19 protein-coding genes and 1 pseudogene are annotated in these 15,107 nt (G+C 43.3%); 19 read left to right on the plus strand and 1 reads right to left on the minus strand.

Annotation, left to right across the window (positions count from 1 at the left end; translation table 11 throughout):
- Positions 1-148 precede the first annotated feature (148 nt).
- The 19 genes and pseudogenes from glmS (at position 149) to LUCIF_RS00540 (ending at position 14,210) form a co-directional block, all read left to right on the plus strand.
- Positions 149-1,978: a glutamine--fructose-6-phosphate transaminase (isomerizing) gene (gene glmS, locus LUCIF_RS00465; protein WP_122625911.1), complete on the plus strand. Its 1,830-nt coding sequence runs from the start codon at positions 149-151 to the stop codon at positions 1,976-1,978.
- A gap of 565 nt (positions 1,979-2,543) precedes the next feature.
- Entirely contained in the window at positions 2,544-2,969 is a 426-nt protein-coding gene (locus LUCIF_RS00470; protein WP_122625999.1) for a MarR family winged helix-turn-helix transcriptional regulator, read from the plus strand.
- A 182-nt stretch (positions 2,970-3,151) separates the two neighbouring features.
- Positions 3,152-3,343, plus strand: a complete 192-nt coding sequence (dmpI, locus tag LUCIF_RS00475) for a 4-oxalocrotonate tautomerase DmpI (RefSeq protein WP_207856738.1) — start codon at positions 3,152-3,154, stop codon at positions 3,341-3,343.
- A 108-nt stretch (positions 3,344-3,451) separates the two neighbouring features.
- The gene (locus tag LUCIF_RS00480) at positions 3,452-4,195 is read left to right on the plus strand and encodes a DUF169 domain-containing protein (protein ID WP_122625912.1); all 744 of its coding nucleotides are present in this window, start codon (positions 3,452-3,454) and stop codon (positions 4,193-4,195) included.
- A gap of 38 nt (positions 4,196-4,233) precedes the next feature.
- Entirely contained in the window at positions 4,234-4,371 is a 138-nt protein-coding gene (locus tag LUCIF_RS25880; RefSeq protein WP_165865825.1) for a hypothetical protein, read from the plus strand.
- Positions 4,349-5,215: an SDR family oxidoreductase gene (locus tag LUCIF_RS00485; RefSeq protein WP_122625913.1), complete on the plus strand. Its 867-nt coding sequence runs from the start codon at positions 4,349-4,351 to the stop codon at positions 5,213-5,215. The genes LUCIF_RS25880 and LUCIF_RS00485 overlap by 23 nt, the downstream gene beginning before the upstream one ends.
- A gap of 356 nt (positions 5,216-5,571) precedes the next feature.
- Positions 5,572-5,976, plus strand: a complete 405-nt coding sequence (locus tag LUCIF_RS00490) for a MerR family transcriptional regulator (RefSeq protein ID WP_122625914.1) — start codon at positions 5,572-5,574, stop codon at positions 5,974-5,976.
- Between the two features lie 315 nt (positions 5,977-6,291).
- A complete protein-coding gene (locus LUCIF_RS26375) occupies positions 6,292-6,474 on the plus strand; it encodes an NAD(P)H-dependent oxidoreductase (protein WP_207856740.1) in 183 nt (60 codons plus the stop codon).
- 36 nt (positions 6,475-6,510) lie between these two features.
- Complete coding sequence (locus tag LUCIF_RS00500; RefSeq protein WP_122625915.1) at positions 6,511-7,548, plus strand: aldo/keto reductase; 1,038 nt, start codon at positions 6,511-6,513, stop codon at positions 7,546-7,548.
- 79 nt (positions 7,549-7,627) lie between these two features.
- Entirely contained in the window at positions 7,628-7,930 is a 303-nt protein-coding gene (locus tag LUCIF_RS00505; RefSeq protein ID WP_207856742.1) for a YciI family protein, read from the plus strand.
- 254 nt (positions 7,931-8,184) lie between these two features.
- A complete protein-coding gene (locus tag LUCIF_RS00510) occupies positions 8,185-8,733 on the plus strand; it encodes a flavodoxin family protein (protein ID WP_122625916.1) in 549 nt (182 codons plus the stop codon).
- A gap of 158 nt (positions 8,734-8,891) precedes the next feature.
- A complete protein-coding gene (locus LUCIF_RS25885; protein WP_165865826.1) occupies positions 8,892-9,083 on the plus strand; it encodes a hypothetical protein in 192 nt (63 codons plus the stop codon).
- A gap of 227 nt (positions 9,084-9,310) precedes the next feature.
- Complete coding sequence (locus LUCIF_RS25890; RefSeq protein WP_165865827.1) at positions 9,311-9,484, plus strand: hypothetical protein; 174 nt, start codon at positions 9,311-9,313, stop codon at positions 9,482-9,484.
- A gap of 266 nt (positions 9,485-9,750) precedes the next feature.
- Positions 9,751-10,734, plus strand: a complete 984-nt coding sequence (locus LUCIF_RS00520; protein WP_122625918.1) for an aldo/keto reductase — start codon at positions 9,751-9,753, stop codon at positions 10,732-10,734.
- A gap of 43 nt (positions 10,735-10,777) precedes the next feature.
- Positions 10,778-11,944 carry an MFS transporter gene (locus tag LUCIF_RS00525; protein WP_122625919.1) on the plus strand — a complete coding sequence of 389 codons (1,167 nt, stop codon included), beginning with the start codon at positions 10,778-10,780 and terminating at the stop codon, positions 11,942-11,944.
- A 200-nt stretch (positions 11,945-12,144) separates the two neighbouring features.
- Positions 12,145-12,468 carry a MerR family transcriptional regulator gene (locus LUCIF_RS00530; RefSeq protein ID WP_243638623.1) on the plus strand — a complete coding sequence of 108 codons (324 nt, stop codon included), beginning with the start codon at positions 12,145-12,147 and terminating at the stop codon, positions 12,466-12,468.
- Positions 12,469-12,627: 159 nt separating this feature from the next.
- Positions 12,628-12,930 carry a hypothetical protein gene (locus tag LUCIF_RS26380; protein ID WP_207856744.1) on the plus strand — a complete coding sequence of 101 codons (303 nt, stop codon included), beginning with the start codon at positions 12,628-12,630 and terminating at the stop codon, positions 12,928-12,930.
- A 30-nt stretch (positions 12,931-12,960) separates the two neighbouring features.
- Positions 12,961-13,203, plus strand: a pseudogene (locus tag LUCIF_RS26385) (MBL fold metallo-hydrolase); the annotation flags it as partial.
- The gene (locus LUCIF_RS00540; protein ID WP_207856748.1) at positions 13,191-14,210 is read left to right on the plus strand and encodes an aldo/keto reductase; all 1,020 of its coding nucleotides are present in this window, start codon (positions 13,191-13,193) and stop codon (positions 14,208-14,210) included. The pseudogene LUCIF_RS26385 and the gene LUCIF_RS00540, both read left to right, overlap by 13 nt.
- Positions 14,211-14,443: 233 nt before the next feature.
- Here the strand turns inward: LUCIF_RS00540 and LUCIF_RS00545 are convergent, their stop codons facing one another.
- Entirely contained in the window at positions 14,444-15,073 is a 630-nt protein-coding gene (locus LUCIF_RS00545; protein ID WP_122625920.1) for a flavodoxin, read from the minus strand.
- Positions 15,074-15,107: the final 34 nt, after the last annotated feature.

Here is a 15,107-nt window from a genome sequence, read left to right on the forward strand (position 1 = left end):
GTAGACGAGGAAGAGGTTTATCGAGTCGGTCAGCGGATGCCTCTCGGCTTACTGCGGTCGTAAACAGTCGACAAAACCGCCGGGTGACCGGTGGGACAAAACGCCTGTGGCAGTTAAGCATCGATATTTTTTAGGAGGAATTTACACTATGTGTGGCATTGTAGGGTATATTGGCCCGAAACAGGCTGCCCCGTTTTTGTTTGAAGGGTTAAGCAAACTGGAATATCGCGGTTATGATTCGGCAGGAATTGCCGTATTTGATGGAAATAGAATTAATGTGGAAAAAAGTGTAGGCCGGTTGAACGCCTTGGAGAAGAAAGTGGAAAAGGCGCTGCCCGTTGGCCAGGTTGGGATTGGTCATACCCGTTGGGCTACGCACGGACGGCCCTCGGATGTCAACTCGCATCCGCATACGGATTGTTCCGGCCGTTTCGTGGTCGTGCATAACGGGATTATCGAAAACTATCTCCATATTAAAGAGAAACTAGTTGCCAAGGGACACGTTTTTACTTCCGAAACCGATACGGAAGTGGTGGCGCATCTCCTGGAAGAGTATTATCAGGGGAATTTTGAAGAGACCGTCAAAAAAGTCCTTTCCGAGATTGAAGGCTCCTATGCGCTGGTATTCCTGTGCGAACAGGAGCCGGATAAGATCATTTGCAGCAAACAGGATAACCCGCTGGTTATCGGCCTGGGCGAGGGCGAAAACTATATCGCTTCCGATATTCCCGCCATTATTAACCACACCCGCAAAACGTATATTTTAAGCGACGGTGAAATGGCGATTGTAACCAAGGACTCGGTGTGGGTGATGAACCGGCAGGGAGTGCCTGTTTCCAAGAAAGTGTTTGAAGTGCACTGGGATGCGGAAGCGGCGGAAAAAGGCGGCTATGAGCATTTCATGATTAAGGAGATCTATGAGCAGCCCAAGGCGATCCGGGAAACCATGACCGGGCGGCTGGCCAAAGACGACAGCGCCGTTCTGTTTGAAGAACTGAAATGGACGCCGGAGGATGTGGCTGCTATCCGCAAAATCGTTATAGTAGCCTGCGGCACCGCTTATCATGCCGGGATTGTCGGCAAGTACTTTTTTGAACAGCTGGCGCGGATGCCGGTGGAAGTGGATATTGCGTCGGAATTCCGCTACCGTTCGCCCTTGATTGATGACAGTACGCTGGCGATCGTCATCAGCCAGTCCGGCGAAACGAGCGACACCCTGGCCGCCCTGAAAGAGGCGAAACGCCTGGGCGCCAGAACGCTGGCGGTAACCAATGTGGTCAGTTCCTCCATTGCCCGGGAGGCTGATCAGGTCATTTACACCTGGGCCGGCCCGGAAATTGCCGTGGCCTCCACCAAAGCCTATACGACCCAGCTCATCAGCATGTGCCTGCTGGCTGTTTATATTGCCTCCCTGCGGGGTACCATGCCGGCGGAACGGGTTAAAGAGCTGATCCGCGGTCTAAAAGAACTGCCGTCGCAGGCGCATGAACTGCTGGAAGACGTGGAACCCATCAAGACCTTTGCCCAGAAATACGGCTTCAACGAGGATGTCTTCTTCATTGGCCGTTCCCTGGATTACGCCGTGGCCCTGGAAGGGGCCCTGAAACTCAAGGAAATTTCTTATATTCATGCCGAAGCCTACGCCGCCGGCGAACTCAAACACGGCACCCTAGCCCTTATCATCGAAGGCGTGCCGGTCATTGCCCTGGCGACCCAGCGCGATGTATACGAGAAGACCTTGAGCAATATCAAAGAAGTAAAAGCACGCGACGCCGTCGTCATCGGCCTGGCCATGAAAGGCGATGAGCAGCTGCAAAAATACGTTGACCATACCATCTATATTCCCGCTACCGACAAATACTTGACGCCGATTCTGACGGTGATTCCCTTGCAGCTTTTAGCTTACTACGCCGCCGTAACCCGGGGCTGCGACGTGGATAAACCCCGGAACTTGGCCAAGAGCGTGACCGTGGAATAAGAGGCAGGTTTTCTGCAAGTTGTTGTTCAGGGACAAAAAAAGTTCTTAACTGAATTTAACATAATATTTGTTTCACCCATAGTATAGCTGTGGGTGATATTTTTTTACCGCTTATAGGTTACGATAGTCTGGTCTTTGAAGAAAATACGCTGCCGGAATTGTCGATGCGTTCTCTCACTCGTACCACATTGAGTCGGTAGTACGGCTGCAAAGAAAACACGTCCCTTGAAGCCTTGTGTAGCAAGGTTTCAAGGGACGTGGTAAAAAATGGTATATGTTTCCTTAGACATGGTTAGAAAACATCTGCCGAGCGGTTCGTAGAAACCATACCACTCAGGGATACACTTATGCCCGTTACTTCCTAGTAACGGGCATTTTTAATTAAGAGAATTTTATCGGACTATCCAAGAATATAGAAGCATGTGAGTTGGGCTATCTTGCTATGCCGGCATAACATATTATTTGTCATTATATTTGCTGCGAAAAGGGAAAGATTATGATTGACAAACAGACAATTTATTCCTATAATATAGTTGTCTTAACAACTACGTTATGGGAGATAGAAATGAGATTTAAATTGGATGATTCATTAGGGTTTATTCTAAGTAAAGCTAATATAAAACTAAAAAATGAATTGTTTCAACGGTTTAAGGAATATGATATTACGCCAGAGCAATGGGCTATATTATGCTGTTTATGGGAACAAGAAGGTATTACCCCTAAAGAGCTGTCAGATTTGACCTGTAAAGATAAACCGAACACGAATCGCATTTTGGAGAAGCTAATAATAAAGGGGTTAGTTGTTCGAAATCCTCATCCAGTGGATAAGAGAGCGTTTCAAATATTTTTGACGGACAAGGGACGGGCATTGCGGGAGCAATTAATCCCCAAGGCTAACCAGCTTATAGAAAAAGCAACAACAGGAATAGAAGAACATAAAGTGGTAGAATTAAAGAAAATGTTAAATCAAATATATGATAATATCAAGTAACTATTTTTTTGCAATTATAGTTGTCTTGACAACTATAATTATCACTATTAAGATGATTGTTGTCTGTGCTTTAGACTGTAGTTAATTTCCGAAGGGAGAATGTTTATACCTATAGCAAGATGAATGATTGATTGGTTTGGGTGCTAATCAAGTTGAAAATCTATTATGAATGGAGGTGAAAAATGATGCCGGTAATTACCATTGACGGTCCTAAAATTACGAGAGAACAAAAGGCCAAGCTTGTAAAAAAGCTTGTTACCAAAGCAAGTGAAATACTTAATATCCCTGAACAGCATTTTGTTACTTCAATTAAAGAGAACGATTTCGATAACATAGGTAACGGAACGAAACTACTATCGGACAGAGGCGAGTAACCCATACAGTAAAGGTCATGATGAACCCGCATACCAAATAGCACCGACCCCAAACAAGTGATATTCGTGGAGCCATGTTAATTACAAAATGAGATGGAGGAAAATAATATGGAAAGCCGTTTAGTTAAAGAATTAAGTTTGCGTTTTGAACCGGTAGCTGTCTTGTTTAGCAATGAAAAACCTGAAGGAGCACTTCAGAGCAAAGGAGATCGTTGGAGTTGCATAATTCCACTATTTATTGCTGCAGCAAAAGGTAAGACGGCAGTTTTTGAGCGTAAAACAACAGTCTGTCCTGGCGGAAAAGTAGGCTTAGGGTTTGGTCAGTATCCTAATCCTATGCCACAGTTTCCAGGTGGAATTGAGGAATTTCTATCAACTGGTAAAGGTGAAATTGAAGGAGAGGGTTATATAAAAGACTCAGAGCTAGGTAAAGAATTTGTTGAATGCCTGCCAATAACAAATATTCCTTATCAGTACGTAATTTTAAAACCAATGTCACAAGTTGATACTACCAAAGAAAAGCCAGAGCTTATTATATTTTATGTCAATAACGACCAGTTATCAACACTTACAGTACTTGCTAACTATTACAGACCGGGAAATGAAAACGTTGTGATTCCTCAGAGTTCAGGATGTCAGTCTGCTTTTCTTATTCCCTACGCCGAAGCTCAAAAGGAAAATCCGAGAGCAGTGGTAGGTTTGACCGATATTACCGTGCGCCCCATGGTCGATCCTGATATGCTTTCGTTTTCTGTGTCCTATGCAATGTTTTTAGATATGGAAAAGAACGTTGCAGGAAGTTTCATGGAAAAGGACGTGTGGCATAAGATAGTGGCGAGAATGAAAAAATAGTACAGCATCTGACGCGGGTTGCGAAAAGACCTGAATTAATGAAAGTGATTATCCGTTTAGGAATGCGGTATAATACAAACAACGCCATTCCAAATTGGAGCGGCATTGTAAGACAGACCATCGGCATTAACAATATTAAGGGGACGTGTGATTATGATTCTTGTAACCGGAGCTAACGGGAAAACTGGTCAAGCGATAATTCGAAATTTATTATCGAAAGGAGAGAAAGTACGGGCTTTTGTTCATAAAGCCGAACATATTCAGGCACTTAAATCCTTGGGCGTGCAGGAAGCGCTTGCAGGAGACATGATGGATCAAGCGGCAGTGAATGAAGCATTTAAGGGAATTCGGGCCGCATATCATATTTGTTCCGCCGTAAATCCTGATGAAGTCCAGATAGGACAAATCGCAATAAACGCTGCCCGTTCCGCCCAAATAGAACATTTTGTATACCATTCGGTGCTTCATTCTGTACTTCAGGATTTACCGCATCATCAGAAAAAACTTATGGTCGAGGAAATAGTGGTGAACGCAGGTATACCATATACCATTATTCAACCTGCAATATTAATGCAGAATATACTTGAAGGTTGGAAGTTGCTTAGTGGAGAGGGGATATTTGAACAGAGATTTTTTACGTCAAAAGAAACACGCATTTGTATGGTTGACTTAGAAGATTTGGCAGAGGCTGCTTCTATAATTCTCACCAAGCCAGGCCATACGGGTGCCACTTATGAACTATGCGGACCTGAAAATTTATCTTTGGCTGATATGTTAGCCGCTTTTAAACAGAATTTTGGTCGTGAAGTCAAAGCTCAAACAACTCCAGATGAACTGTGGGCAGCACAATTGAAAAAGCATGGAGTAGGAGACTATCAAATTAATACACTATTAACGATGTTTCATCATTATAATGAACATGGGTTTGCTGGTAATCTAAATGTTTTGACATGGATACTGGGCCGAAGACCAAATAATTTTGCATCCTTTATTCAAAGGACAATGCAAAGCAAAAGATAATCTCTAGCTTAAAAAATGAATAATTGTGCGCGGTAAAAGGGATGAGTTTTGGCCACTGAAATTGGATAATGAGTAAGTTGCTAGTCGGTTGCAGGGATGAACCTTCAGCCCAATTTTTTTATTGGCTTTGTTAATGGTTGCATAATCGTGAATATTGTGGTGAATGATTTTTATAAAACCGCAAATTCTTGAATTTTGTTGTTAAGCCCGAGTTAAGTACTGGAAAAGTTGTCAGCCTAAATATTGATTTCTTAGAATATCTGTTTGACCTGAAGTTTACTTCAGGGTTTATAATCATATAATAGATAATTAAGGATATTGGTTACCAAAACACCTGCATAAAGGAGGTATCATATTTGAACATAAAAGAAGCTGCAGAGATAACAGGTATTTCTATTGATAATCTTCGTTATTATGAAAGAATAGGTCTAATTCCTGAAGTTCCAAGGACTACAACGGGAATCAGAGATTATGATGAAATGTCACTGCATTGGATAGAATTTGCCATGCGCTTTAAAAGAGCAGGAATGCCGTTGGATTCAATTCGTGAATATATTCAATTGGCTTTGAAGGGCGAAGCAACCAAGGAGGCCAGGCGGGAAATCCTGTTAGAGACGAAAGAAAGCATGGTAGAAAAAGTGAGAGTGATACAGGAAAGTTTGGATATTATCAATTATAAGCTGGATACTTATGATAAGAAATGTGAACCAGTTACCAAAGAATTAATAGAAGCGTGGAAAACAAGTAAGCGCGAAATTTAGGTATGTTCCGTCAGTTAAAACTAACCGATTTACAAGGCTGAAAAGGCCCAAGAATTTTTGATTTCCGGCGCTTTTAATGCCATAAATATCAGTTCGTTATGTAAAGGTAGAAAATACGGATAGTAAAGGTTATTAAAATATTTCCTCTTCATGATTTGTTAGATGTATTCGATCATGAGGGGAATTTTTTGTAATATTTTTTGGAAAAGAAAAATTTAAATTTGAAAAAGGTACTTGACCTTAAGCCGACTTAAGGGTCTATAGTCAAAGTGCCGGTAAAAATTAAGTAAAAAATGGTTTTTGACGGGGAGAAAGATGAAAGTAACAGTAATAACAGGAAGCCCACATAAGAATGGTACATCTGCTATTTTAGCAGATAAATTTATTGAAGGAGCAAAAGACGCGGGACATGAGGTAATGTATCAATTGCACTTAAAGAAAAGTCAACTCTATGAAAAACATCGCTTGGCATCGAGTCGACTTATGGCTTTAGAATGAAGTCATAGCAAACAATGAAAGGTGATGAGATAAAATATGGATTATGTAAAGTTTGTCAATTCAGATTTACAGGTATCTCGTATCTGCCTTGGTTGTATGGGATTTGGTGATACACAGCGTGGACAGCACAGCTGGACCTTGGATGAAGAACATTCAAGAGTAGTCATCAAGCATGCATTAGAGCTGGGGGTGAACTTCTTTGACACGGCTATTGGCTATCAGAGTGGGACCAGTGAGCAGTATGTAGGCCGAGCTCTCAAGGATTTTTCAGCACGTGACAAGGTGATAGTGGCGACAAAGTTCTTGCCGCGCAGCCAGGAAGAAATTGCTGATAGAGTAACTGGTCAGCAGCACATTGCGCGAATGATTGATAAGAGTCTGCAGAACCTTGGTATGGATTATGTGGATCTCTACATCTATCACATGTGGGATTACAATACACCGTTAGAAGATTTGATGGAAGGTCTTAATAACGCTGTAAAAGCAGGAAAAGTTCGTTATATCGGTATAGCCAACTGCTTTGCATGGCAGTTGGCTGAGGCTAATGCTATGGCAGAGAGCAAGGGGTGGGCAAAATTTGTTTCCGTACAGAACCATTATAATATGATTTTCCGCGAGGAAGAGCGGGAGATGGCACCATATTGCCAGATGAAAAATATTGCAATGACCCCATACAGTTCGTTGGCTAGCGGTCGTTTGTCCCGTCGTCCTGGTGAAACCTCGAAACGCTTGCAGGAGGATAGCTATGCAAAATTCAAATACGATGCGACAACTGAACAGGATGAAACAGTGATTTGCCGAGTCATGGAACTGGCTGATCGTCATGGCGTTTCCATGACAGAAATAGCTATTGCATGGCTTTTAACTAAGGTTACTTCTCCAATTGTTGGTGCGACTAAGCTTCACCATGTAGATACGCCTGTTAAAGGGGTTGATTTAAGGCTTACGGAAGAGGAAATTTTTTACTTGGAAGAGCTGTATGTTCCGCATACGTTAGTAGGTGTAATGGCACAGAACAAGCCGGAAACAAGTAATGAGAAGAAAGTTTGGTCTGTTGGAGATCAAAAAATTTGATCATACTGAGAGTTAGATAGTACATGCAGATGCTATTATACAATCGAAATAAATCTGGCTTATAGGCAAGAATGAAGGATTGAAAAATATCAATATATCATTAAAAGTCGATAAAGTGCCTACGGAACAAGCGGATGCTATGTTTAACCAACACCGCGCGTGGTTTGCAAAAAACTTTCAACAAGGAAACTTTTTGCTGTTAGGGCCGTATCAAGACAAGGAACATGCAGGAGTAATTATCGCTCAAGCCGAAAGTCGTGAAGCTTTAGACAAGGTATTGTCGGAAGATGTGTACTATCCGCTTGACTTGGCAACCTATGAAGTCCACGAGTTTAAAGCGGCGATGGTGGCGGAAAATATCAAAGAATTTCAAGGTAGGTAATGCAAACTATATAGTGCCATCTTGTATACTCCGAAGGACGCACAGTTAATACACGGAAGGTTTTTTATTGCTTAACAACCAAAAATCCTGTTCCGTGGGAACTCAAAGATGAGGGGCTAACACTAGCCCCTCGAAAGATATACTTGAGAGGTGTGTGCACTAATCCCCCAACGCTGAGTTTTAGCGTAAAGCTCTTTGCTAATGCGCGATATTTTGAAGGTAATGATGAGTTGAAGTTTTAGGGAGGAATATATATGTCAAAAAATATACTTGTATTAACAGGCAGCCCCAGAAAAGGCGGCAATAGCGATCAGTTAGCGGATGCATTTATTGCCGGTGCTCAGCAGGCTGGTCATACAGTTGTGAAATATGTAACCGCAGATAAAAAGATCAAGGGTTGTATAGCCTGTTACACTTGTTTCAGCAAGGGCACCGCTTGCTCTATTCCGGATGATTTTAATGACCTTGCACCGCTAGTGGAAAATGCCGATATGATTGTGTTTGCAACACCGATATTCTGGTTTTCGTTCCCAATGCAGCTTAAAGCGGCTTTTGACAAATTCTTTTCGTTTTTGATTGGACAAAAGACACTGAAGATAAAAGACTGTGCGCTTCTAGCTTGTGCAGGGGATAAAAGTGAAACCTGCTTTGAGGGTCTTGTTACGACTTATAAGCAGGTTGCCGGACACATGGGTTGGAAGGATAGCGGTACAATCCTTGTACCGGGGCTTATGGCCAAAGATGATATATTAAAGACCGATGGGCTAAAGAGAGCCGAAGAATTAGGCAAAAACATACTTTAAAAATTGAGCCGAGAAACCTTGCGTGCCAAGGATTTCTCGGTTTTTACTAGACCGAGTCCTTGCCTGTCTATCTGCTAAAGACTATAAAAGATTAACGACTATATCTAAAGGAGCTATTATATCATGAATGAATCAGATAAATTAATACTGGCATTGAAATGGACTCATCTCTGTTTGGCGTACCTTTTACTGTGATTTGTATACCTGTTTGCAATCAAGATGGCATAGCCATTGGCGCTTTTGGTATTAATACGCAGGAAAACATCGCAAAAAAACGCGCTGAGTTGGAAAAAATATCAAAAGGACTCATGAACAGCGTGTCCACCTTTGCGAGTACCGCTGAAGAATAAGAGTTAGAAGCTAGTTACAGCAAGTTTGAGAAGTATACGGAGCGGGTGGAAAGAGTTTTTACTGGTGATAAAAAACAATTGGAAGAGCTAAATGAGCAGTTTTACCGTTGGAAGGCGTATAGCCTTGAGACAGTGCGTTTAGTGCGTGAAAAACAGACAGACCAGGATATAGCCCGGATAGCGAATGGGGTCGGCAATCCAGGTAGTAACTGGCGGTGCAATTTGACATGGCGTTTGAACAATTCCGGCAAAATTCAGCGGTGTTTTTTGGGGTAGCGCAGCAGGATTACCAGCGAGAGGCAGTCATAGTTGTTTGGCAATTGGCATGGCTGGTGGTAGTTACCGGACTGCTGGTGTTTATGCTGTCGCGCTCTATCACTAAGCCATTGGCAAAACTGTAGCAGGATATTTCTGATATTGCGGAAGGCAAACTGGAAAGACCGGTGCAATATGTGGACACGGGCAATGAGTTTGGTGAAATAGCCCGCTCACTGGAAAGCTTGCGGGTGCTGTCCGGTGTACAGAAACTGCAGAAATAATAATAATGATTGTTGTCCAGTAAAAAAAGGTCCATTGAAAATGCGCTTGACTTGGAGTTAACTCCAAATGCTACACTTGAATCTCAAAGAAGAAAACATAGTGAAAGGATATTAAAGGAGGATTAATTATGAAATATCGAGCAATAGGGAAAACGGGAGTTCAGGTTTCAAGTTTATGTTTTGGTACGATGTCTTTTGGCGGAAACGCTGATGAAGAAGCATCAAAGGCAATGTTTAAGCGCTGTCGTGAAGTCGGTATTAATTTTTTTGATACGGCTGATGTTTATAGTCAGGGACGTTCTGAAGAAATTCTGGGAAAATGTATCGCTCATGAACGCGATAATGTCGTGTTATCCACAAAAGTATTTTGGCCGACAAGTGCTGATGTTAATGGGCGAGGTTTGTCACGGCGTCACATTATACAGGGTGTGGAAGCCAGTCTGCGGCGATTAAAAACTGATTACATTGATTTTTATTTCGTCCATGACTTTGATCCCCGGACGCCAATGGAGGAAACTATCCAGGTACTGGATGACTTGCAACGACAGGGTAAGATTCTCTATTCGGCGGTAAGTAACTGGGCAGCCTGGCAAATTGCCATGGCGTTAGGAATTTCTGCAAGAGAGCATCTTGCTTGTTTTGAATTAATCCAACCAATGTACAACTTAGTAAAGCGTCAAGCAGAAGTCGAAATCTTGCCTTTTGCCGTTTCTCAGCAAATTGGTGTTATTTCTTATAGTCCTTTAGGAGCGGGACTTCTTACCGGAAAATATGGGGTGAATAAGCGGCCGAATCAAGGTCGTTTAGTTCAAGAAAAAAGATATACCGATCGCTATGGGGATGAAATGAATTTTATTGTGGCTGAGCGATTTACTGCATATGCTTCCGAACGTGGTATACATCCTGCAACGCTTGCAGTTGCATGGGTAATGGCCAACCCCGCAATCACCGCGCCCATTATTGGGGCAAGAAATTTAGAACAGTTCGAGTATTCGCTTGCCGCTATTGATATAGATATGACACCAGAGTGGCGAGATGAAATTTCTGCACTTTCTATTACTCCTGCACCTGCAACGGATCGCACCGAAACACTGCTACCTATATGGACATGATTTCAAATAATGCAATTTATACAAGTAGAGTAGGTGAAGCATCGTGAACAATACCTGGAAAATTTACATGTTAACCTTTATCAGTTTCGTGGTTGGCACGACACAATTCGTTATCGTTGGAATTCTGGATAAAATCGCTGCTTCTTTCGGTGTATCGGTTTCGACTGCGGGACAGCTTGGTTCAGCATTCTCGCTTGCTTATGCGATCGGTACGCCGATTGTCATGGTGGCGACGGCGAAGATAGATCGGCGCAAGCAACTGCTGCTGGGGCTCGCGGTCCTATTACTCGGTATCGTTTTGACGGTCGCCATTCCGGGCTTCGTCTTTTTGATGGCCTCCCGAGTCATACTTGGAGTTGGTGCGGGTGTCATTACTGTCACCGCCTATGCAACAGCAGCTAAGATGGCTCCTCCCGGACGTCAGGCCGGAGCGGTGTCCAACGTCACGTTGGGCTTTAGCGCATCCATCGTCTTTGGCGTCCCCATCGGCCGAGTTGTCGCTGCGGCGTATGATTGGATAGCGATTTTTTGGGGCATCGGCCTCTTAAGCATGATGTCAATCGTCGCCATAATGCGGACGATTCCGGCTATGGAAGGTGAAGCACCAGTACCCATCGGCAAGCAACTAGCTTTCTTGAAAAAGCCAAAGATCGCAATTGCTTTTAGCTTAACATTATTAACGTATCTTAGCTATTCAGTAGTCTATACGTATATCACCCCCTTCCTAGCTTCTGTAGCGCCGAAGAGTGAACAGGGAATGAGCAGCATTCTCTTCGCCTTGGGAATAGCGAGCTTGATTGGTTCTAAACTTGGCGGTTTCTTGGCAGATCGGACCGGTACCGCGTACACACTCGTCGGAGGCATGGTCGTCCAAGCCATCGCTCTCGTATTACTATCCATCGTTTCTGGATCGGTGTCTGTTACAGTCTCATTGCTTATGGCTTGGATGATCGCCTCCTTGGCGTTCATGCCCGCCCAGACTTTAAACTTAATCACGCTTGCTCCGGAAGCTTCTGGTATCATGCTTAGTTTGAACGGTTCCTTCATTCAGTTCGGCTTTGCTCTGGGCGCCGGCATCGGGGGGATTGCGGTGGGCGGTACGTCGATCATGGCGATCAGCTGGATCGGTGCAGCCTCAATCGCGCTTGCGGCTGTCCTTGCGGTCATCTCTTTTGGTCTTACCCGTTCGTTTTCAGACGTACGACAATAAGCTCCTGGAGGCGGCTCTGGCAGATTGTCGGCTTTCGAGAGCTGCAAATGATTTATAGGAAGTTTACTTTTAATTGAACAACTAATCACGAGTCTGAAAAATTTGCAAAGTAATATTTCTGAGGGTAATATTTCTGAGTGACTCTTGATTTAAAGTTAACTCCAAGTATTATAATATCGAATATCAGGAGGTGAACCCGTATGACCATTTCAGAAGTAAGTGAAAAATTTGATATTCATCAGGATACACTCCGCTATTATGAACGCATCGGACTGATTCCTCATGTGAACCGCAATAAAAGCGGAATCAGGGATTATACGGAAGAAGACTGTAATTGGGTTGAATTTATCAAGTGTATGCGAAGCGCCGGTCTGCCGATTGAAGTATTGATTGAGTATGTTGCGCTGTTTCAACAGGGCGATGAAACCCTTGAGGCTAGAAAAAAACTCTTTATTGAGCAGCGTAGGCAACTCCTTAAAAGAATGGAAGACATGCAAAAAAACGCTGGAACGTCTAGATTATAAGATTGCCGTATTTGATCAGAAGATAGTAGAAGCGGAAAAAACACTGAAAAGACCAGAGAACTAGTTTTGGGTAAAATAATATTAATAAAACTAACGAGGTACAAGGTATATTTTCATTACATTGTGTAACTCATATTCATAAAGTATCGGAGACATTATATGAAAAGATGGGTAAGAAAAATGCTATTAGCCTTGTTAATTAGCGTCGTCATATTGGCTCTCGGTATAGGTCTTTATATACAGCAGCCTAAGTTCGGAACGTTGCCCCAAGGTGCCCGTCTTGAAAGAATCGAAAGATCACCTAATTACGTTAACGGGCAATTTCAGAATCTGGTTCCAACTCCTCAATTTAGCGAAGGAAACAGCACTGTTTCCGTGTGGTGGTATTTTCTTTTTGCTAAAAAAGAACGGTTGGCACCAATAGCTTCTATTCCTGCAGTAAAAACCGATTTAAAGACCTAGGACAAAGACAAGAATGTAGTCGTTTGGCTTGGTCATTCGTCGTACTTTATGCAGCTAGGCGGCAAAAGGATTCTGATTGATCCTGTGTTTAGTGCTTATGCTTCACCTGTTTTTTTCGCAAACAAGGCTTTTGCTGGAACCAATCCATACACAGCGGAAGATATGCCGGAAATCGATTATTTGCTCATTTCCCACGATCATTGGGATCACTTGGATTATCCCACTGTCACCGCTTTGAAACCCAAAGTCAAAAATGTGATATGCGGTTTATGATGTGTAAGCTAAAAGAAAGGAACAAGGTTATGCCAAAAAGAAAATTAAGGAATCTGGAAGTATCCGCAATTGGTCTTGGATGTATGGGGTTTAGCCACGGATATGGTCCTGGGCCGGATAAAAATGAGGCAATTAAACTGATTCGTCAGGCGTATGATTTGGGCTGCACCTTTTTTGACACAGCCGAGGGCTATGGGCTCGGTTCCAATGAAGAACTGGTGGGAGAAGCACTAAAACCCATCAGGGACAAGGTTATTATCGCCACTAAGTTTAGGGTTGCGGATAGTGAATACGGTTCAAAAAAGAAGACGCTGCGTAGCGTCCGGTCGCATTTGGATGCTTCTCTAAAAAGGCTCGGGACAGAGCATGTGGAGTTGTATTACCAGCACAGGATAAACAAAAATGTCCCCGTTGAAGAAATCGCCTATTGCATGGGCGAGCTGATTAGAGAGGGGAAAATTCTTGGCTGGGGGCAGTCACAGTCGACGGAGGATGAGATCCGCCGCGCTCATGCTGTAACGCCATTGACTGCGATTCAAAGTGAGTATTCCATCATGGAGCGGATGTTTGAAAAGGATGTTATCCCTGCCTGTGAGGAGCTTGGCATTGGCTTCGTTCCGTTCTCTCCCCTTGCCAGTGGATTCTTGTCGGGGAAAGTCAATGCAGATACCCAATATGTAGGGGATGATGTGAGAAGAGTCATTACCCGCTTTAACAGAGAGAACATCCTGGCCAATCAGTCGCTGCTGGATTTGATCACTCGATTTGCAGAAATGAAGGGTGCCACTCCGGCGCAGATTTCTCTCGCATGGATGCTGCATAAAAAAGATTTTATTGTACCGATACCCGGTTCACGAAAGCTTGAACGGATTGGGGAAAACCTGGGAGCAGCCGATGTGGAATTGACTGAGGAAGAATTTACTCAGATCGAAGCCGAGCTTGCAAAAATTGAGGTTCATGGCAATCGAACTGATGAGGATATTGCAAAGTTGAGATGGCTCAAATGAGGGTTATCGTGATAAAGGGAGCTCCGGAAAAACTGGAATATTGGCACCTGATCAGTAACGTGGGGAAGGTGTTGCTTGTGATAAGTGTGTAGTAAGGGCGGAAAGAAAACAAAGCTAATTAGGCCTTGCACAGCACTGCTAAACGAAAGGCCCTATACAGCAGAAGATAAAACTTTTGCTGTATAGGGCCTTTTGCTTTATATGAAATTGCCATCTGTGGACGGATTCGTAAATCAAAGCATTCCGAGCTTGGACAGCCAAGGTTTGATGTCGTTGAGATTATTGGCTGTGAGTCCCTGCAACACGGTGGAATTTGGGCAGAGGCTTTTGATGGCGGGCATGCTTTCGGCAACGTCACTGCCGGCGCTGGTGCAGAAGGGTATTACTGTTTTACCGGAAAGATCGTAGGTTTCGAGAAAAGTATGAATCGCCATCGGCGCTGTGTACCACCAAATCGGATAGCCCACGAAAATCACATCATAGCTGCCCATATTTTCTACCTTTGTAGAAAGCTTCGGCCTGGCATTTGACTCTTTTTCCCGTTTGGCAAGATCGGTGCATTCGTTATAATTTGTTGGATAAGGCGTTTCAGTCTTGATCTCGATGATGTTGCCACCAACAAGCTCGTGAATTTGATTAGCGGCTTTCCGTGTATTTCCCGTATGTGAAAAATACACTATGAGGATTTTTTTACCGCCTTTTTCTGCAATCTTGGCATTCGATGCATCTGAAGTGTTTTTATCATTGGAGGTAGATGCAGTCTGCTGTGGTGAAGAGTTGGAAACTGTAGAAGTTCTATTTCCACAGCCTATTAGAGAGAAAAGCATGAGGGCGGACAAGAGCAAGGTCAATATTTTCTTCATGTGATATACTCTTTTTTTATTTTATTTTTCTTTA

It is taken from the genome of Allolucifera butyrica (genome assembly GCF_900476375.1).
GTDB classification, from domain to species: Bacteria; Bacillota; Negativicutes; order Sporomusales; family UPPP01; genus Lucifera; species Lucifera butyrica.